General features: G+C 56.3%; 14 protein-coding genes. 8 read left to right on the forward strand and 6 right to left on the reverse strand.

Annotated features, from left to right (window positions below; genetic code table 11):
- Positions 1–2: 2 nt before the first annotated feature.
- Positions 3–3452 (reverse strand): hypothetical protein, encoded by a 3450-nt coding sequence (locus ABEA92_RS22950; protein ID WP_345686596.1) that lies wholly within the window; start codon positions 3450–3452, stop codon positions 3–5.
- Positions 3453–3679: 227 nt separating this feature from the next.
- Between ABEA92_RS22950 and ABEA92_RS22955 the strand changes: the two genes are divergently transcribed.
- From ABEA92_RS22955 to ABEA92_RS22990, 8 genes are all read left to right on the forward strand, one after another.
- The gene (locus ABEA92_RS22955) at positions 3680–4606 is read left to right on the forward strand and encodes a hypothetical protein (RefSeq protein ID WP_345686598.1); all 927 of its coding nucleotides are present in this window, start codon (positions 3680–3682) and stop codon (positions 4604–4606) included.
- A gap of 77 nt (positions 4607–4683) precedes the next feature.
- A complete protein-coding gene (locus ABEA92_RS22960; RefSeq protein ID WP_345686600.1) occupies positions 4684–5298 on the forward strand; it encodes a cytochrome c oxidase subunit 3 in 615 nt (204 codons plus the stop codon).
- Between the two features lie 71 nt (positions 5299–5369).
- Positions 5370–6293, forward strand: a complete 924-nt coding sequence (locus ABEA92_RS22965; RefSeq protein WP_345686602.1) for an NAD(P)-dependent oxidoreductase — start codon at positions 5370–5372, stop codon at positions 6291–6293.
- Positions 6294–6533: 240 nt separating this feature from the next.
- Positions 6534–7976, forward strand: coding sequence for an FAD-binding oxidoreductase (locus ABEA92_RS22970; RefSeq protein ID WP_345686604.1), 1443 nt, complete (start codon positions 6534–6536; stop codon positions 7974–7976).
- Positions 7969–9096 carry an FAD-binding protein gene (locus ABEA92_RS22975; RefSeq protein WP_345686606.1) on the forward strand — a complete coding sequence of 376 codons (1128 nt, stop codon included), beginning with the start codon at positions 7969–7971 and terminating at the stop codon, positions 9094–9096. Before ABEA92_RS22970 ends, ABEA92_RS22975 begins: the two co-directional genes overlap by 8 nt.
- Positions 9097–9161: 65 nt before the next feature.
- Entirely contained in the window at positions 9162–10427 is a 1266-nt protein-coding gene (gene glcF / locus ABEA92_RS22980; RefSeq protein WP_345686608.1) for a glycolate oxidase subunit GlcF, read from the forward strand.
- 1626 nt (positions 10428–12053) lie between these two features.
- Complete coding sequence (locus ABEA92_RS22985) at positions 12054–13412, forward strand: DUF5690 family protein (RefSeq protein WP_345686610.1); 1359 nt, start codon at positions 12054–12056, stop codon at positions 13410–13412.
- A complete protein-coding gene (locus tag ABEA92_RS22990; protein ID WP_345686611.1) occupies positions 13409–14545 on the forward strand; it encodes a TIGR03364 family FAD-dependent oxidoreductase in 1137 nt (378 codons plus the stop codon). The genes ABEA92_RS22985 and ABEA92_RS22990 overlap by 4 nt, the downstream gene beginning before the upstream one ends.
- Before the next feature lie 331 nt (positions 14546–14876).
- On the opposite strand, the gene ABEA92_RS22995 is transcribed toward ABEA92_RS22990, so the two are convergent.
- The 5 genes from ABEA92_RS22995 to ABEA92_RS23015 form a co-directional block, all read right to left on the reverse strand.
- On the reverse strand, positions 14877–15170 hold the full coding sequence (locus tag ABEA92_RS22995) for a hypothetical protein (protein WP_345686613.1): 294 nt from the start codon (positions 15168–15170) through the stop codon (positions 14877–14879).
- 1779 nt (positions 15171–16949) lie between these two features.
- Positions 16950–17753 (reverse strand): DUF4198 domain-containing protein, encoded by an 804-nt coding sequence (locus ABEA92_RS23000; RefSeq protein WP_345686615.1) that lies wholly within the window; start codon positions 17751–17753, stop codon positions 16950–16952.
- 161 nt (positions 17754–17914) lie between these two features.
- Positions 17915–18490: a DUF2271 domain-containing protein gene (locus ABEA92_RS23005; protein WP_345686617.1), complete on the reverse strand. Its 576-nt coding sequence runs from the start codon at positions 18488–18490 to the stop codon at positions 17915–17917.
- 8 nt (positions 18491–18498) lie between these two features.
- Complete coding sequence (locus ABEA92_RS23010; protein WP_345686619.1) at positions 18499–19188, reverse strand: PepSY-associated TM helix domain-containing protein; 690 nt, start codon at positions 19186–19188, stop codon at positions 18499–18501.
- A complete protein-coding gene (locus ABEA92_RS23015) occupies positions 19185–20258 on the reverse strand; it encodes a DUF1559 family PulG-like putative transporter (protein ID WP_425572484.1) in 1074 nt (357 codons plus the stop codon). The genes ABEA92_RS23010 and ABEA92_RS23015 overlap by 4 nt, the downstream gene beginning before the upstream one ends.
- Between the last annotated feature and the right edge of the window lie 635 nt (positions 20259–20893).

Raw genomic sequence — 20893 nt, forward strand, 5'->3', positions numbered from 1 at the left:
TTCTACGATTGCGATCGAGCGAGGCGGGCGAAGCGGCCAACTTTGGTGAGTCGGTCATCCGCTACGGTAGCAATCTCTGAGAATGGTGGCGACGAGACAGGACGCCCGGCATCGTGAACGATCGCATCTTCGTTGTCGTGGTCGTCCGCGGCTTTTCGATCCAACCTCGAGACGTCGTCGCCGTCATCGGTAGCCTGAGGATCCGTCTTTTCTGCTGCGTCACGCTCGGGTGCTTCCGTATTCTCTGGCTCCGCAGCCTCCTCGGGCATCAAGTCCAGCATCTTTAGTTTTAGATAGCCGCCGTCAAGTTCATCACCCAGATCGATCGCTTCTCCGTTACGCACATCCGCTTGAATAATCGTCCGTTCGTTGCCGTCACCGAGCACGTATTCGATCACGTACCGGCCGTCCGGCAACTGCGCAAACAAACGTTTCAAGTTGTCGCCTTCGAGGATCGTGTCGTCGAGTCGTTTGGGGGGGGCCAAATCATTGCCCTCGGGATCGGGCGAGATCACGCGAATTTGAAAGTATTCGTCACGCACCACCGCGGCTCCCGTCGCCGCTTCACTGGTTTGCAGGTTGGTATTGATTTGGTCGACGTTGCTCTCAACTCGCACAAAGATTTCAAGAGGTTCCGGTTCTGGAATGACGTTGCGAACCGGGAAAAAGGCAACGGGGATCGTCAGCGAAGGAATGATGAATTGGGCTTGCCCGTTGACGTGCAACAACGAAGCATTATCCGCAACGGTGTTTTCGAGAATCGTCTCGCCCAAGTCAGGCCGCAGCGGATTGTCGTTGTCGGTCGCCGAAATGACACCGCCGGCAACCTGTTCGATTGGTGCAGAACCTTGCGTCACCGAGCTACCCGTCACCACAATCGACTGGTGGTGGCGTACCGAGAAACGCACTTCCAAGGGATCGGTCGCCGAACCGCGTCCGTTCAGTCGCGATTCGACAATGTCTTGTTCGGTATAGGCATGCTCAATCGAGTACAACTCGCCACCGGCCAACTGATCGACTTGTTGGTAACGCTCGAATTCACCACCCCAATCCACGTTCAACGTCATTCCTTGTTCGCCGAAGTGACCGACGCGGATGGTTAAGAAGCCAGCACCGCCGTTGCCGAGTGCTTGAGTCAACCGATTGGTGATGACAGATGCGGTGTCATAGAACGCCGCGTCGATGGAATCGAAGACTGCGTCGTCGGGGATGGCTGGATCGTTGGGATCCATGTTCATCAAATCCGCCGGTCCAATCGGTCGAGGTGCAAAGACGCGGGCCACACCGACGTCACCACCGGTGCGGATTTCGATTTGCTCGCCAAACTCCACGGTGTGGGCGTCTAGCTGCACCGCACCCAGGCTCGATTGAGCGGCGACCAAGCCGACTCCGTTACCGATACGCAGCCGATCCCCATCGTCATTGCCGGCGTCCAAGTGAATTCGCCCCTCCTCACCGCCGGCGACCAATCTTGCCGTGACTTGAAACTCGCCGTTGGCCTCTTCCGGCCGCTCGTCGTCGATGAAAATCGAATCGGCTGCGTTGACCACGATTTCGCCATTGGTCGTTTCGAGCTGTACTAATCGCAACGAGTCTTGTTCGTCGACTTGGATCGCTCCGCTGCCGATAACGCTTGCTGCAAACTCGGCAACACGAATCTCGATCGGATTGCCGTCGCCGATTCCGGTGGCCGCTGTGATCGTGGCGCGGCCAAGATTGGCATCGATATTCAGTGCGTTATCGTTGGCGTCACTCACAGCACCGCTGTTTGAGTGAATTCGCACCGCGTCGTCGCTCGTGTTGCTCGTCGTTAACGAAGCAATTGCAACATCACCTTCGGCGTCGATTTCAATGGTCCCGTCACCGGCGGTGATCGTGGCGCCGTTTTGCATCCGTACTTGTTCCGCCGCAGTGATGCGGACGTCACCTCCGTTGGTTGCGATCGCACCGCTGACTAATACCGCAAAATCCGTCGCGGTGCTTTGCAGTTGCACGTTGCCATCGGCCGAGCGGATGTCACGGACATCCAATCCGTTGGCCGAGTCGACGAGCGTGATGTCGCCGTTTGAAACAAGGGATCCCACTACCGCGATATCATTGTCGGTCGATGCCAAGTCGATCCGCCCAGACGTGCGGATGCTGAGTTCGTTGATGTTCAGCCGCGTTCCATCGGCTTGAGTGACGTCGCCTTGCACGCCCCCGTTCTCTCCGATCGACACGTTCGAATCGGGGCCATCGATCTGACCCAGCGTGACCGCTGCGGCACTGCGGATCGTAACCACGTCACCGGAGGATGTGGTCGTCAACGTCAGCATGCCAAGGTCAACGTCGCCGCTGGTTGCATTGATCAACACTGCATCGTCGACGGTGGCAGTGCCGCTGACCAACACATTGCCAGTCGATGAAACGGTCAACCTATCGAGTGTTGCATCGACCAATCCAAGTGACACGTCGTTGTTGGTTTCGAGGTCGATGTTTTCCGCATCGATGACAGCGCCAATCTGGATCGCATTGGACTGGTTTTGAACCGTCAAATTGCCTGAGATCTCGATCGAACTATTTCGCAGCGAATCGGAGTCCGCATCGATGAACTGAAGATTCTCTAACAATCGTCCACCGCTGGCGTCGGTATCGCCAAATGCCAACGTCGCGGTCGATTGCGTCCCCAGATCAAATCGTAGATCGACATTGTCCGAGGCGGACGTCGTCGTGGCGTCTTGTAAGTCGACACTGCCACCGGTGCCAATAAAGTCGACCGAGCCTAATAAAATCATTTGGCCATCAACGTCGAAACGGCCCGTGCCGACGTTGATGACCGAGTCGGCATTGGCGGTCCCGATCGAAACGCTGCCTGTTAAAAGCAGCGAATCATCAGACAATGAAATTTCCGAGGCGTCTTGGTTCAGTGTGATCGATTCGGAATGGATGTTGTGCGTCGCGGCTCCGATCGGCCCCCGATGGGTCAGCGTTAATTCGCTCGTGTCGCTGCCGTCCCCGTCAATCACATTAACATTCAAACTTGATGGCAACTCGGCGACGAACGTGTCATCGCCGCCTCCCAGACGCACAATGATCTGGCCCGACGTGACCGCAGACGCAGCTAATGGATCGTTTGGATTGCCCGGATGATTCGCAATCGGAATGATCTGATTGACTTCGTCTCGAAGCTGGAGCGATCCGTCCGCCGTGACTTGCAATTGCACGGTTTCGGACGCGGCCGTCCCGGTGATCAACAATTCCCCCAGTCCACTGAGTTCCGCCGTCGCGTTCAGCACCAACCGAGGTTCGAGCGGTCGCAGCGTCGGACGATATCCGCGAGCGGCACGAATCGGCAGCGGTGTCATCGCGGTTTCGCGGTACGACAAAATGCCCCGAGATCGCAGCGGCCATGTCCAACGACGCAGGCGATCGATCGCATGCCGAGCAGCAGATAGACAACGATCGGATTTCATGCGGATCAACTAGAGAGGGCAAACAGGGGCTTTTTTACAAAACGGCGATGAGGCATATCATAGTTGCAGTGCCATTTTATCCGAAGCGAAACGAGATCTGAATGATAAAGCCGGCTGAGAAGCGGAAGTTGTCGGTGGTTCGCGGCCGTCTCGCGACGCGAATCGCCGACAATCTGTAGCGGTCGTAGCGAAACTGAGCCTTGTCGCGATTTTGCTGCGGTTTCGGAATGCCATGGTTCGATGAATTCGATGAAGTCGTTCTGGCATTGTTCTCGATCCGGACGTTCCTCCAAGCAAGCGGCGAACCGATGGCAAACCACCTAATAAACGTGTTAAACCGCGGAAATCGCGGATTTCACCTTCACTCGCTGGCGGTCGCAGTCGTCTCGCTTTGGCTGACCCACATGGCGATGGCCGAAGCCCCCGATGCCGACCACCCGCTTGCCGCAGAAAACGCCTCGTTGTGGGAACCCTTCACGCAGCGAATCGAAATGGCACCGGAAATCCAACTTTTGGGGCCAAATCCAGCGACCTTTCCGACAACCGCGGCATCCGAGAATGCCGTGGTGGTTTTTGTCCGACCCGATGCCGATCCGCTATCGTTGACCCAACAGACCGACACTGATACTGACGCCCTGCTTGGCGGCGAGACACTGCCGCCGGAACGTAGCGGCGAGAACGGCACGCCGGACGACACGCTTGCCCGCGAAATGCAAGCGTTGATGAAGCCGATTACCAATGTCGCTGTCGACCTGGGGGATGCGGCAAAGAAGGTGCCTGAAAGCATCGCCGCGGTCGCTGCCACGTCAGACTCGTTTGTCGTGATGGCCACGGGATCGACCGTTGCCAAACCGCAGCGGTACACCGTCGGCTTTTGCCATCAACCGCTCTATTTTGAACAAGCCAATCTAGAGCGGTGTGGAAACCACTATGGGGTGTTTCAGAACGCCGTCTCGGGGTTGGAATTCTTGTGCAATGTCAAAACCCTGCCGTACCACTGCGTCACCACACCCCCGTGCCAGTGCGTCGCTTCGCCCGGAGATTGTTCCAGTTGTGAAGTGATGCCAAAACAGATCGATCCGTTTCCGCTTCAGCCCAAGGCGGTGATGTTGGAAGCCGCCGCGATCGCTGGTTTTGTGCTACTTTTGCAATAACCCGAAGCCGGCTCGCCCCTAATATTTTTTCGTTGATTCCGTTACACTGGCGTGAAATCCCCTCTGCAAGATTTCTGATGCCATCCAGCGCGACTCAGCCTCCCATTGACCGATTGCCGACCGACCGTCGTTTTCAACAAGGCGGATGGTTGTTCCTGGGATCGCTGTTGGTTTTTTTCGTCTCCAGCATTCTGCTGTACGGGTTTTACGCCTATTCGCGTCGCGGTGATGCGTTGTCGGCGTTGCCGATCCCAATGACGTTTCTGGTCAGCACGGTCTGTTTGTTGGGCATCAGTTTTTTGGTGCACATTGCCACGCGAATGATTCGCCGCGAACGTCGCGGCATCACCGCCATCTTGATCGGCGGCAGCGCGGTGTTAGCGATCGTGTTTACCGGATTCCAAATCCTATCGATGTACACCATGTTGTCGGGGCCTGCGGTCCAGCAGGGCAACGGCAAGGGGTTGGTTGGCATGGTGATCGTGTTGGCATTCCTGCACGCGCTGCATGTTGCCGGAGGGATCATCGCGTTGGGGTTGGTGTCGGTTCGGTTGCTACAAGGCCGCTACGATCACGAACGGCATTGGCCGGTCGATTTTGCTGCCCAGTATTGGCATTTCCTTGATCTTGTTTGGTTGTGCATGTTGCTGGTTTTCTGGACCACCACCGGCGGCTTCGCTTGGTCAACCTGAGGTCGCATTTGGCGTTTGCACCCCGATCCTTCCTTCACTCTGTACTCTGTTGATTCGAAAGGCCATTGCCGATGACGCTCGCTACAAAGATCTCTGCGGACCAAACACGTATCGGTTGGATTGGTACCGGCGTGATGGGAGCAAGTATGTGCGGTCATTTGATCGACAAAGGCTTTGCGGCAACCGTCTACAACCGCAGCCAAGGCAAGGCTCAACCATTGATCGATCGCGGCGCGACGTGGGCGGATTCGCCTCGTGCGGTGGCCGAACAGTCGGACGTCATCTTCACCATCGTTGGCTTCCCCCAAGACGTTCGGCAAGTGTATTTGTGCAAGAACGACGGGGTATTGGCGGGAGCCAAAGCGGGCAGCATCGTTGTCGACATGACCACCAGCGAACCGTCACTGGCGGTCGAGATCTATCAAAACGCCAAGCAGCAACAAGTCCATTCGCTCGATGCACCCGTCTCCGGCGGCGATCTCGGAGCTCGCAACGCTTCGTTGTCAATCATGATCGGTGGCGATGCGGACGTGGTCGCCGCACTTCAGCCCTGTTTCGAAGCGATGGGAAAAACGATCGTGCACCAAGGGCCCGCCGGAGCAGGCCAGCACACCAAGATGGTGAACCAAACCTTGATCGCGACGGGGATGATCGGAGTTTGCGAAGCTCTGATCTATGCACATCGCGCCGGTTTGGATTTGGAAACGGTCATGAAATCGGTCAGCTCGGGAGCAGCCGGAAGTTGGTCTCTCAGCAACCTCGCTCCGCGGATCATCGAAAACAACTTTGACCCTGGTTTCTTTGTCGAACATTTCATCAAAGACATGGGCATCGTGCTCAGTGAAAGTCGCCGCATGGGACTTTCGATGCCGGGACTTGCGTTGGCGGAACAACTTTATCAATCCGTCAAAGCCAAAGGCTATGGTCGTTTGGGCACCCACGCACTCACGCTGGCCCTGGCCGAGATGTCAGGTATTGATTGGAAAGATCGATAAAGACCGCAATGGGATCATTGCCCGTGATCAGCTCACTGTTGGCTCCCGCGGTGCGGAAGCCACTCGGCGTTGACTCCATTCCACTTGCTTCCTAAATTCTGGAAATCTATAGACCGAACTTATGCTCGGTCATTTTTCCTGCCCCCCGCGTCTTCTCGCCAGTCCGTTTACTCGCCTGCCTGCTAGTTGTTGCCTCGCTCGCTCGTCGGTTCGGTTTGCTACAATGCGGTTATGAATTCCATGCAGCAAGCTATCGCACGTTTAACCCAACGATTGCCTCCCGACCGGGTGCGGCAAGATGCTGCCTTTAATGCGGCATTTGAATCGGATGGGTTGACCGCGTTTCATCAGAAACCGTTGGCCGTCGTGATCCCCGAGTCGACCGAGGAAGTGATTGCCACGGTTCGCTGGTGCCATGATGAAGCGATCCCGTTTGTCGCTCGTGGCAGCGGAACGAGTCTTTCCGGTGGTTCGCTGCCGGTGGCCGACGGCATCGTGATCGCCCTGAACCGATTGAACAAGATTCTCGATCTGGATCCGGTCAATCGAACCGCCGTGGTCGAGCCGGGGGTGGTGAACATCAAAGTCACCGAAGCCGCTTCGAAAGACGGACTCTATTTTGCCCCCGATCCCTCGAGCCAAACCGTTTGTACGATCGGCGGCAACGTCGCATTCAACTCAGGCGGCGCCCACTGTTTGAAATATGGCATGACGTCAAACCATGTGATTGGGATCAAGGCGGTGCTCGGCAACGGCGACGTTGTCGGTTGGGGATCGCCCAGCACCGATGCGATTGGCGCCGATTTCCCTGGTTTGTTCACTGGCAGCGAAGGGTTGTTCGGGATCGCCACCGAGATCACGCTGCGGTTGTTGCCGAAACCCGAAACCTTTCACACCGTGCTTGTCGGTTACCGGTCACTGCAGGCCGCCGGAGATGCAGTTTCCGCTGTGATCGAATCGGGTCTACTGCCCGGGGCGATGGAGATCATGGATGCACTGTCGATCGAAGCCGCCGAGGCTGCTGTGAAATGCGGTTATCCCAAAGGCTGTGCTGCGGTGCTGATCGTTGAACTCGAAGGGCCACGCGAACGAGTCGAATACGAGACGCAGCAATTAGCCGACGTCATCGCTCGTACCGATCCGTATGCTCAACACGTGGCCACGACGTTGGCCGAGCGATTGTCGATTTGGAAAGGTCGCAAGTGCGTGTTCTCTGCGGTCGGTCACATCAGCCCCGATTTCCTTGTTCAAGACGGAGTCGTACCCCGCAACCGGCTCGGCGAGGCGCTGGTGCGTATCCAAGAGATTTCGCGTGATGTCGGCATCCGTGTCGCCAACGTGTTTCATGCGGGCGACGGCAATCTGCATCCGATGATCCTGTACGATGGAAATGTCCCCGGTGAATTCGACAAAGCCGAAGAGGTTTGCAGTCGGATAATTAAGGTCTGCATCGAGATGGGCGGTTCGATCACAGGCGAACATGGCGTGGGGATGGAGAAACGCGAGTTTCTGCCCGATATGTTTGATCCAGCCACCGTCGAATTGTTTCATCGGATTCGCCGCGCGTTTGATCCGCTGGAAATCGCCAACCGAGGAAAAATGTTCCCTGGGGCCGACGCACCCTCATTGTCGATGTCCGGATTGCATCCGTTGGAAAAGGCAGGAGTGATTTCGCGTGAATAACGATACAGTCTCCCAGCCGACTTCGATCGACGAACTCCGCGATGCGTTACTTTGCTGTGACAAAGCGGTGGTCGTTGGCAACCAGACCAAATCGCCTCTATGCATGTCCGGCGAACCTCACACTACGGTCAGCGTCCGTGGGTTATCGGGGGTGGTGCAGTACGAACCGTCCGAGTTCACGTTCACAGCATACGCCGGAACCCCAGTTGCCGATGTTCAATCGGTACTAAGCGAGCGAGGCCAATACTTGCCGTTTGATCCGATGTTGGTGCGTGCCGGTGCGACCCTGGGCGGTACGATCGCCTCGGGTTTATCAGGGCCCGGAAGATTTCGTTACGGATCGATACGGGATTTCTTTCTCGGCGCCAAGATGATCCTGGGCGACGGGACGATCGTGAATGTCGGCGGGAAAGTCGTGAAGAATGCTGCCGGTTTTGATATCCCCAAGTTTTTGGTCGGATGCTGTGGCGAGTTTGGTGCGATGGCCGAAGTCACGTTTAAAGTCTTTCCCAAGCCGATCGACTCGGCGACACTGAGTCTTCGCTGCGACTCGGCCGAGCAAGCGTCGCAGTGGATGGCGACGGCGGCGATCCGTCGCTGGGAACTCGACGCAATCGATTACCATCACGCCACTTCAACGATCTACTTTCGCCAACGCGGTCCGCGCGATACGAACCAAGCCATCGCAGCCGACATGAAGACGCAGTACGCCGAGCTGCAACCCGTGGACGATGTTGTCGCAGAAACGTTTTGGAGTTCGATCAACGAATTGGATTGGCACGCCCCGGCTGCGGTGATCGTCAAAATTCCCAGTACGCCTCGGCAATTCCCGTCGCTATGCGATGCGATCGATCAGGCAATCCCCGCCTCCTTGCACGTCAGCGGCTGCGGTTCCGTCGTTTGGGCCGCAGTGGAGTCGCCGGATTCGCTGCAAACGCTCGAAACCGTTCTGACGCAGCAGAGTCATCGCGGGTTATGCGTCCGCGGAAAAGCGGAGTCGTTGCATTTGAATCGACCCTCGACGACGAAGATCGAAATGGCGGTCCAGCGGGCGTTTGATCCGAGCGGTCGATTCAAGCGTCAATTTGCTTCGCACCCTCATGGCACCGTTTCGTCGTAACGCCTTCCTTCTAAGATCGTCGTGATTACACTTCGGCGGTCCCTGCTCACCTCTGAATCAAACGTATGCAACACAAAATTCCCATTTCGAAACTCGGTCCGCTAGGCGACGAGATGGCCTCGGCGGTGAGTACGTGTGTGCATTGCGGATTTTGCTTGGCAGCCTGCCCCACCTATGATCAATTAGGGCAAGAGCCGGATTCGCCGCGGGGCCGAATTGTGTTGATGAAAGATGTGCTCGAAGGCAATTTGTCGGTCGACGAAGCTTCGCTGCATATCGATCGTTGTCTCGGCTGTTTGGCCTGTGAACCCGCGTGTCCGTCCGGTGTCCCCTATCGTGATTTGATCAGTCCGTATCGGGCAACGATGGAACCAGTGCGAAAGCGATCACTGATCGACCGGATCACACGCATGATGACCAGTTCGACGCTGCCGTACCCGCGGCGGTTTCGGATCGCCGCGAAAATGGGCCGCCTTGCTCGGCCGCTCGCTCCGTTCTTGCCTCGTTCCATCGGTGCGATGTTGAACTTGTTGCCCGACCGATTACCACCGCGACAAACGTGGGCGGCGACGAATCCCGCGATCGGAAAACGTCGTGCTCGAGTAGCCTTGTTATCCGGCTGCGCCCAATCGGTTCTTGCGCCGGACATCAATTCGGCAACCATCGACGTACTGACACGCAGTGGTATCGAAGTGGTTGTGCCGACATCGCAAACGTGTTGCGGGGCACTCAGTTGGCACGTCGGAAATTGGAAGCAAGCCAAACGGTTTGCGATCGCCAACCTGAATGCCTTTCCCGACGATGTCGACGCGATCGTGACAAACGCCGCAGGATGCGGGTCGGGGATGCACGAATACGGTCTGATTTTGAAAGGGACACAATACGAAGCCGCGGCGGCAGCCTTTGTCAGTAAAGTCAAAGACGTCTCGGTCGTGTTGGCGGAACTAGGCGATCCAACCGCGATGCCCCCGCGAAGTGAGTTGTTGCGAGTCGCGTATCACGATGCATGCCATCTAGCGAACGCCCAATCGGTTCGCATGCAACCACGCGAACTACTGAGCCGTATCCCAGCGGTCGAGTTGCTCGAGATTCCTGAATCGCATTTATGTTGCGGTTCCGCCGGAACGTACAACGTCGACCAACCCGAGATCGCCAAATCACTCGGCGAAGACAAGGTCCGTCACTTGCTAAGCACCGAGCCCGACTTGGTGGCGACCGGCAATATTGGATGCATGACGCAGCTGCAATCGCATCTCGCGGCAGCCGGATCGTCGGTGCAAGTCCGCCACACCGTGCAAATTCTCAGAGACGCCTACGCCGGGAAGTTGTAGAACGCGTTTTTGCGGCGTCAGGTGTCACTAACCCAACGAGGCGTGGTACGCATTCGCCAAACACATCACCCTCCCAGCTTCGCAGGGAGGGTCGGAAAAGGAGCCTTCAGCGAGTTTTCCGGGGAGGGCATCGTGGCAGCTAAGTCGAACGCTCCAACGCAACACTCCGGCGGCTTACCAACGACGCGGCTCCGCTTGCAATGCCCACTTCAAACAAGTTTCGAGGACGCCGTCGCGGCACCGAAGGCGTGTGCAAGGCGTAGCCGTGCGAGACCCGGCCGCTTACGCGTCGAGGCTCAGAACGCGACGAAAGTCTTGACGACTTCCGCTACGAAATTCACCCTCCCAGCGAAGCCGGGAGGGTCGGAAAAGGAGCCTTCAGCGAGTTTTCCGGGGAGGGCATCGTCGTAGCTAAATTTAACGCTCCAGCTCAACACCCCGGTGACTTATCAGCGACGCGGTTCTGCTTGCAGAGCCCGCTTCAAACAAGTTTCGAGGACGCAAGTCACGGCACCGAAGGCGTGTGCAAGGCGTAGCCGCACGAGACCCGGCCGCTTACGCGTCACGGCTCAGGACGCAACGAAAGTCTTGACGACTTCCGCTACCGAATTCACCCTCCCAGCGAAGCCGGGAGGGTCGGAAAAGGAGCCTTCAGCGAGTTTTCCGGGGAGGGCATCGCGGCGGCTAAGTCGAACGCTCCAGCTCAATACCCCGGCGACTAACCAACAACCTCGTTCCGCTTGCAGAGCCCGCTTCAAACATGTTTCGAAGACGCAGTCGCGGCAACCAAGTCGGGTGCAAGGCGTAGCCTGCGCGAGACCCGGCCGCTTACGCGTCGCGGCTCATGGAACGACGAAAGTCTTGACGACTTCCGCTACCGAATTCACCCTCCCAGCTTCGCTGGGAGGGTCGGAAAAGGAGCCTTCAGCGAGTTTTCCGGGAAGGGCATCGTGGTGGCTAAGTCGAACGTTCCAACGCAACACTCCGGCGACTTACCAACGACCTCGTTCCGCTTGCAGAGACCGCTTCAAACATGTTTCGAGGACGCAGTCGCGGCAACCAAGTCGTTTGCAAGACGTAGCCTGCGAGACCCGGCCGCTTAGGCGTCGCGGCTCATATCGCAACGAAAGTCTTGACGACTTGTTGATTTAGTGAAGGTTCCTGCGGCAAAGGGTGTAGGATGGACTTCCTAGTCCGTCAATGGTGGATTCGACGGACTAGGAAGTCCATCGTACGACTAAAACAACAAGCCGTTGACGACTTCCGCTACGGGATCCACGTTCCCGGCGAAGCCGGGGGCAACCTCATTTTTCAATTTACAATTGTCAATTTAACTTTTTCAATCCGACCGCAGACTGCCACGATTTGAACTCGTGCCAGCTGTCCAACCGCCAACCTAGACGATCAACCCTTTTATCGCCCGGGTGATCCACGCAATCCCCGCCTACCCACCATCGGCTCATTAGATCAACACAGTCCGCATGCGTTTTCACGGAAACTTAATCGTAGCGACACGGTGTTGCTAACGTTACCGTGCGACAAACGTGCCCTTTCCCTGGCCGCTTCTTGTTCGACGCTCTCGGTACGAGTCGTCACGGTCGGTTTGTCTAGACGCAGCGGCACGTGATGAAGCAAACGACGTCGGATTTTGAATCCTTTTCCGAAGCACCAATCTCCAGCCACTCTTGGACCGATTGGAGTCCTCGAGCTCGATTGTGCGTGGCCGCTTGTGCGGCGTTCAGTGTCTATTTTTGCATGTACGCGTTTCGCAAACCGTTCACCGCGGGGACATTCGAAGGGCAAACGGTGTACGGACTCGGGCTGAAAACCACGCTGGTGGTGTCGCAGTTGCTCGGATACATGTTGTCGAAATTCATTGGCATCAAAGTTGTCTCAGAAATGCGAAGCGAATATCGCACGATCACCATCATCGGGCTGATCGCATTCGCCGAGCTGTCGCTTGTCGGTTTCGCGTTCCTGCCGCCGGAGATCAAACCGATATCACTGTTTCTAAACGGATTGCCGCTGGGGATGGTGTTCGGGCTGGTGCTGGGCTATTTGGAAGGACGCAAACAAACCGAAGCGTTATCGGCGGCGTTGTGCGCCAGTTTTATTATCGCTTCGGGCGTCGTGAAATCGGTTGGCCGATGGCTGATTCAAGACTATGGAATCAGCGAATTCCAAATGCCGATGATGGTCGGATTGATCTTCTTTCCACCGTTGTTGGTGGCCGTGTGGGCGCTTCAAAAAACGCCACCGCCAAGTGACGAGGATCGTCGGTTGCGGCAAGAACGCAAATCGATGAATCGAACCGACCGACGCGACTTTCTGGTCAAGTATTGGCCGGGATTGGCGTGCTTGGTCTTTGTCTATGTCGTCTTGACGATTGTCCGCACCATTCGAGACGACTTTGCGGTCGAAATTTGGCGAGACATGGGCGTTAACGAAACCCCCTCGGTTTTTGCCAGCTGCGAAATTGCGGTCGCGCTGTTGGTGACCGCGCTGAACGCACTGGCCATCACGTTTCGCAACAACGTGGTTGCGATGCGAATCACGCTTGTTGGGATGGGTATCGCGTTTGCATTGCTGGTCGCCTCGGCTTTGGGACAAAGCGGCGGGATGTTGTCTCCCTTCGTGTTCATGGTCGCCTGCGGTGTGGGGCTATACATCCCCTACGTCGCCTTTCACACCACGGTGTTCGAGCGTTTGATTGCATCGTCGAAACTACCCAGCAATCTAGGGTTCCTGATGTACTTTGCCGACGCGATGGGATACCTCGGCTATGCGGTCGTGATGATCATGCAAACAACGCTGCACGAATCGATGCAGCAATCCGGAGCGGCGTTGTCGTTTTTCACGGTGACGCTCACGATCGTCGCCGCCGCATCCATGGTGGCCTTGGCCATCGCTTACCAGTATTTCCGCCGCGTGTTCACCGACGCTGCAGCGAACGATTCCACTTTGATGCTTAGGAACCGATCATGACAAAACAGTTTGATGTCGCCGTCATTGGCGCTGGGATCGCGGGGTTGGCTCATGCGATTGCAGCATCGCGTCGCGGTTTGAGTGTCGCTTTGTTTGAACGGTCTCATGTTGCCCAGGCGGCTTCGGTTCGCAACTTCGGCATGATTTGGCCGATTGGACAACCCGCAGGCGAATGGTACGAGCTGGCCCTTCGTTCGCGTGAACTGTGGCTCGAACTGCAGCAACAAGGGGTGCTTGATCTCGAACCGTGTGGCTCGATCCACGTGGCCAAGCACCACGATGAACTGGATGTCCTCGAAGAATTCAGCGAGCTGGGAACGCATCAAGTGCAAATGTTAAAACCGGCCGAGGTGCTCAAACGTGCCGGAATCGTCAACAGTGACGGTTTGCTGGGCGGGATGTACAGCCCGACTGAACTGCGGGTGGATCCGCGAACGGCATCCGCTCGGATCGCGGCGTGGTTGCAAGCCAGCGGGCGAGCCGAGTGCCATTTCGGCACCACCATCACCCATGTCAAAGAGGGACATCTACTCAGTTCGGCTGGCGATCGATGGGTTGCGGACCGCATCGTGGTTTGTAGTGGCAGCGATTTGCAAACGCTGTACCCCAAGTGTTTGGCGGAAGCCGATCTTAAACTTTGCAAATTGCAGATGATGAAAGTCCAACAGGAACCGATCTCGAGGATGTCGCCGCACCTCGCGGGCGGATTGACGCTGCGGCACTACGCGTCGTTCACCCAGTGTCATTCGCTTGCGGCACTGCAAGACCGAATCGCCACGAACCATCCCGAACTGGATCGCTATGGGATCCACGTGATGGCATCTCCGTTTCGCTCGGGACGGATCATCATGGGCGATTCGCACGAATACGGTGACGCGATCACGCCGTTTGACAAACGCGAGATCGACGAGTTGATGCTTCGCGAGTTACGCAAGTTGATTTGTCTGCCGCATTGGACCGTTTGCCAACGCTGGCACGGCGTGTACGCCAAGCATCCGACGTTGCCAGTATTTGAATCGCAACCCGACGAAGGCGTCCATGTGTTCGTCGGCACTGGCGGCGCAGGCATGACGATGTCACTCGGCTTAGCCGAACGCTCCTGGCAACGCTGGCACGGTCATTCTCAGACGTAGCGGATGTCGTCATCGAACTGGCCGACGATGACCTCCCGACGCGGAAACTGCGGCGGGAGAAACCGAGCCGTTGCTAGTGGAAATTCTAGAAAAATGGTGAACCCAGAACGAACCGGGCGGATCCCAATTCTCCGATCGAGACTAATGGCAAACCATTAGCGGTTTTTCCATTTCGAGAGGGAGCATGAGTCAGCACAACCCACGTTCGGCATCACCGAAGCGTCGGGCTAGCGAATGGAGCTGAAGTAGCATGGGCCTGCCGTGTTCCGTCTGCACAGACCTTTGATCCAACCGTTTTGGATTGACCTCGGGTGTCAGGACTGCATCAGGTTTAGGCATCCAGAAACGTCAGCGGCTGATTGCCCGTGTACAAGCCACCGCGGAGACGAGCCCATTTTCTTGATCCGTCGGGAAAGATAACGCGAGCCCAGCAATCGCCTTTGCGATTTTTTAACCAGTATTTGAGTGGTGGCATCCCCGTCTTTTCAACAGTCACCGTGGTTCCATTGATTTCGTTGTATTGCCTGATGGCCTTCTCGATGTACTTGCGTTTTAACTTGAACAATAGCGGAAGCACAATCACGACAAATGCAATGAAGCCAGCGACGGCGAATATCCCTTCCATTGTTATCCTCTTCGGCTTTTCAATTTTTGAGTTAAGTAAACAGACGTCGGTTTGCGGGGGCCAGTCGGATGACGGTTGTGATGTGCTGGTGTCGGCAGTTGACCGACCATGTAAATTCGGCGACCACCGACACGCCGTACCATCACATGGTTATGCGTTACTGTCTATCGGGACTTAGGCGTGGAACGAACTCTTGGATTTGAATCATGTAGTTGATTGTTCCCGGAATAGGAGTTCGCATTCCATTCTCCCTTTGAACAAATGTGCAAGCTGCAACCGAAAACGTTGACGTTGCGACCAAGTCTCGCGGAACGGAGAGGCGAAAAGTAGCCTTAGGGATCCTAGAGAAGACACTTGTGTGGTTCTTGGACAGCGTGCGTTTTCCGTCGCTGACGACCGTATTCAATACGGCATACTGATAGTCTTTTAGTATGAGCGTTACCGAGAATTCAATAAGGTCATCAGAGGGAGTTGCGCTGACAGAGATCGTATCCTTGTGGTTGTTAACATATTGCGGGGTAACGACTTCGTCGACGGTTAATCCGTGTGCGGTACCAACGTAGAGTGCCAACACGATTGCGGACAATTGAGCAACTCGTAACATCGCGACTGGTTCCTGGGACTGTGTAGAGTTTTGCCGTGCGTGCATGCTGCGCATCGACCGCATAACGAGGCAATTATCGCCGGTTGCTCCCGCAATGAGTGTCGCAATAGGGTGTTCTCACCGTTTGCTGAGGACTTGCGAAGGTGCGATTATTGCCGGGGCAATACTCTGTGTCAACAGTTTGTGGCAATGTTGCCACATGATGACGCGGCGAAATTCTCCGGATGGCTGCTGTATTTGATTCCCAGCCCCGGATCGCTTTTGGATGAGAGTCAACCAACCGGCATCCATAGTCGGTGCAGACCAACACGTTTGTCTGTTTCGGCCGGACCATCCAATTGATGCATCCAAAACGCGCAGGCGTGCTGGGCGGCTCAGATCACAGTTGAAGGCTGGCGGCATTTCAGTTGCGAAACTACCGACACGCAGACGATTCGTGCCGCTTCGATGCTGGATTGCAACCGGTTACGCCCGGTTACAAGGCGATCTACGAGCCCGATAAACGTACTTGGATCAAGGTCCACCCCAAGCTGCACACGAGCCACTGTGAATTTGACATGTTTAATTGAAATGATCACGAACCGCCAAAGCCGACAACACCATAATCGTATTGGCCGACAACGAACGGACGCGATTTGCGGGCCGTCGCCACGATGTCGAACTGCTGGCCCGCCGCCGAAGGCTACGTGATGGAGTGCGTCCCAATCGAACCGCTTGAAGGCGAGTCGACCAAGCTAGTCAAGTAGATCAACGCGAGCCGCAAGCGAGCCTCCCAGGCCCGAATCGAACTTCGCAATACGTGCGAGGACCGCGAAACGCATTCTCGCCGGATGAAAAATAGCTCAACGGCTTGTTGATTTAATCCAAAGGTAATTCGCAATGGTGGGCCGTGAGGCACCGGGGCGTGCGCGGGACCCGGCCGCTGACGCGTCACGGCTCATTAATTCAACAAACCGTTAACCATTGCCGCCCCCTGTAACGACTGAAAGGGAAGGACGCTTTCACACCATCCGAACCGATCTTCGGATCTGCAGATCGAAGAGGCAGCTATCATCGCAAGTTCCCGTCTGCTCGTTTATGCAATCCAGCCCCGGGCCACTTGCCGTGTTGCCTCGGCGGCAAGTGGTTTCTGAAGCGACGGACGCGGCTTTTTGGGATTTGCCGAACGGGGATGCTTACTCGGGCAAAACCTCGAGCGTGGCCGCGTAGCTCAGCCGACGTGTTTTCGCGCGGGGGATGCTCGTTTGCTCGTCGGTGGTGCTGGTTTCCAGCCAATACATTCCCGGTTCGGACCACGTCACGGTGAATTCACCGTTAGCATCGGTCGATAGTTGCTGCTCGTCCTGCGAATTGCGGTAGCGTGTCTCGCCGCGAATCACTTCGATCGCCAAACCCTTCACCGGTTTTCCATTGACCAACAAGCGAAACTTCGCTTCTTCTCCCGTGAACAGATCATTGGGATGGGTGATCGGGATTAATTCGATGCCTTTTCCCGTCGGTTGCAATGACTCGGTCGAAGGAGCGCCATTGGTGACAAACGTTTCAATGCGTCCGAGGCTTTCGGTGATTTGCACATTCGTGGCGTCGGCCGGAAGTTCCTTGTCGATCGATGCCGCGCTGCCTCGCAACCGATGACGCTCGCCCGCTTGTTCATAACTGGCAAACGCACCGTGATTGACCACCGCAATTCGATACGTGCCTTGTTGCGTCAGCGGCAAGTCGAAAACACTGCGATACTTGCCCACCGATTGATTTTGGCTTTGTACCGTTTGTCCATCGGGAGCGGTGATGACCAGTCCATCAAGCTTCAATGGGAAGTGATTGAAATAGAACAGGTCGTTCGAAACGGCTGCGTCGACAGTGACCCATGGTTCGGCACCAGACAATACGGTTTGCGAAGGACGCAGCCAGACTTTATGCGCGAAACTGGGCACCGCCAGCGTGAGGATGAACGCGGTCGAAAGCAACAAACGGAACATTTTGGTTTCTCCAAAGAAGGTGAGGGCAGATTTTGTTCTGCGAGCTTGAACTCGCACTGAGGACTTGGGCTAAGGAATCGGACTTAGAACGGAATTGACACAAGCCACGCAAATTCGGGGAGGCCTCATTCGTTTCCTGAGTGGTTTGTAATTTCTTGCGGCTACGGATGGATCGTGAGTGACACTTCACCAAGCTCGGTTTCGCCAGTGACGCTCTTTTGGAACCGAGATTCGACAGGCCATGTGAATGGGATTTGCAGCAGTTCACGTCCTCCCACTTCGCGGGCCGCTTCGACGACAAGCTCGTAGTCGCCTGGTTTTAGCGAGGCCAATCGATTGTCGTCTCCAGAGAACTGCAGCGTGTGCTCTCCGGCTGGACGGGTTGCCCCGCACACGCCATCGACGGGCATTTCAAGGCTGCGGCCGGAACGTCGCCACCATTGACGCAGATCGGGAAGCCACTTTGTGCCCTCGCCTTCTTGTTTGCCTTTGATCTGGTACCACACGGCTAGATTCGCCGCGACGTTGCGTTGGCTATCTTGAACCCACACGGCAACGTAGGGGCGGTGGTACTCGGACACACTCAGCTGCGGAATCTGGACGCGGACTTCAAGCTTGGCCGAATCTGGTTCGCTGGCGGTTACGGCGTCCACGCCGACAAGCAATTGTACGGCCAGCAGTAGGATGACGAGCATCACGGCGACAGTCAGACGGAAGAACAAGTATCGGGGCTTCATCGAAATTCTCAGTGAATGAACAACAGGATCAGAATCCAAGGGGCAATCAAACCAAACGCGACCAGCGGCCAAGTCGACCGGCGGTTTCCAGCGCGTTCATACAACAACAGCAAGCCGGTGATACAGAACACCAGCGTCGCGATCGCAAACACGTCCAAAAACCACATCCAAGCCGTGCCGGTATGCCGGCCCTTGTGTAAATCGTTGAAGTAGGCGATCCATCCACGGCTGGTCGATTGAAACTCGACTTCGCCGCTGTCGCGATCGATCGCGATCCATGCGTCCGATCCCGGGCCCTGCATCGAAAGGTAAACCTCGTCGCCGGACCACTCGGCCTCGCGGTTAGCGACGGACACCGTGAACCGATCGCTCAACCAATCGGCGACTTCAGCGGGAAGCACTGCAGATTCCGACGCGGCTAATTCGGTATCCGGGACAGCGCGAAGGATGGATTGCAATCGCGGTGGCAGCTCTAACAATTCGTTTCGGATCTTCGGCTCGGTTTCAATCTGCGAGGCGTGATTCAGCGTGATGCCGGTGATGGCGAACAACACCATCCCGACCAAGCTGATGGCCGAACTCATCCAATGCGAATGGATCAGCAACCGCAGCCACGCTGAGCGTCGGCTTCGTTTCTTGCGAGGTGGCTGCTTCAGCACCACGTCCGTAGGCGGTCGATCCGTTGTTGCGATATTCATTCCGAGGAAACCGTTTTGACTTCGCGGCCATAGCGCGTCCAGCTGGCGTGCCAGACGGTGCGATCGATGGAATCGGTGACGGTGCGAACGCTGCCATCGGCCAAACAAACCTTCACCAATCCGGTGTGGTTGCTGCGAGCGGCCGTGATCTTTGACGAACCGCGGACCATATCTGGGATTGGACTATTGGGACTCAACCGGCCGTTAATGACCGGTCCGTTGGGAACGCTGCCTCGCAGCCAATAATGATTCCGGTCGCCGTTCCATGCGGTGATGTAGCTTTGCACGTCGGCGATGTTTCCCGAATCAGAAAGCTCCGCCACGGTGGTGTCCGCCGCCGATGTGGCTGCGCGGTAAAAGTCGGGATCCATCAGCGGAGTCGCAGTGGCTTGATCAATCCCACCGCCCATCAGCGTTTCAGCGAACACGATCGTGTTGCTGGTTCCATCCAAGATGTCTCGGAATCCCACCTTGGCATCGATCCAGCACAATCCGTCTGACTTTGTACCGTTGCCTGGGTGAAAGATGCCATCGAGTCCGCTGCCTTGATTCATTGCATAGCTGGTGCCGGCGATCTGAATCGATGCACCCGAGGGCATCGTCAATCCATGCTCAGTCGCATTGATGTCGCTGGGGCATTCGTAGGTCGGCACACGGGTGCTGGCCGCTTCGTGAAGTCCCGCTGGCAAGTCGGCCACCGCTGGGTGCCCCATGTAGATGTCGAAATCGATCAAATCTTGCAAGCTCGCTTGCTCGAGGAACGGCAGCACTTTAGCAAACGGCGAGTAATCGCTTGGATAGCCATTGGGCCACGAGTAGCCGTTGTTCGGAAACACACCGTTGTAGGTGGACGCGTAGTTGTGCAGCCCCAGCCCAATCTGTTTCAAGTTGTTGCTGCACTGCATCGAACGTGCGGCTTCGCGAGCGGCTTGAACCGCAGGCAATAGCAGCCCGACCAATACGCCAATGATCGCGATCACCACCAACAGCTCGACAAGTGTGAACGCATCCCGTTTGGGGATCGAAGAGGCGGGATGCGATCCGCGGCGCTGGAAACGATTGGCCTGCATATCGATGCGGTGGATCGAGTGACGTTGAGAGCGAAATAACATGAAATTTCTCCAGCCCAATGGCTCACGTGTGAAGGATCGGCCCTGAAAACCGTCTGGATTGCCACCATGGCAACGCGTTTCTCAGGGATGGATCGACCGTGGCTGGCTAGCGAGCATTCAATGCCCATCGCTTGCTTCGTCGAAATGATCTGCTGCTAATGCGAATCATTCTCAGTACGGTAGCGGCCGATTCGCGGAAGTTCAAGTGGGGATGTGTTGAAGCGGTTCAAAAATTTTGTTTCAAACGGGGGCCCCCGGGCTAAGCCTGGCCGGGCGACACTTTGCTGTTGAATTCAGCGGAGCGGGTCGATGGGAATTAAAACGGGAGATCCCATTAGCCGCTGTGGCCAACGCGGTGAAGCGTTTTTCACAACCCGATGCGAACGCTTTGAAGTTGCACTTTTAGTCGTTCCCCGGGTTGCCAGCCGTCCTCATTAAGTCCGAGCCGGCGGCCGGGCGTTAGCCCTACCATTCATTAATACTCCTGGTCCCAGACCGTTGGGCTGGGCTAGGTAAACTTCCGGGGCTTTGCCCCTAAATACATATGCGTAACTTCAAAACTGACGCGTTCGGGTTGTGATCTCCTGGCAAGA

This window comes from Novipirellula caenicola (assembly GCF_039545035.1).
GTDB classification, from domain to species: domain Bacteria; phylum Planctomycetota; class Planctomycetia; order Pirellulales; family Pirellulaceae; genus Novipirellula; species Novipirellula caenicola.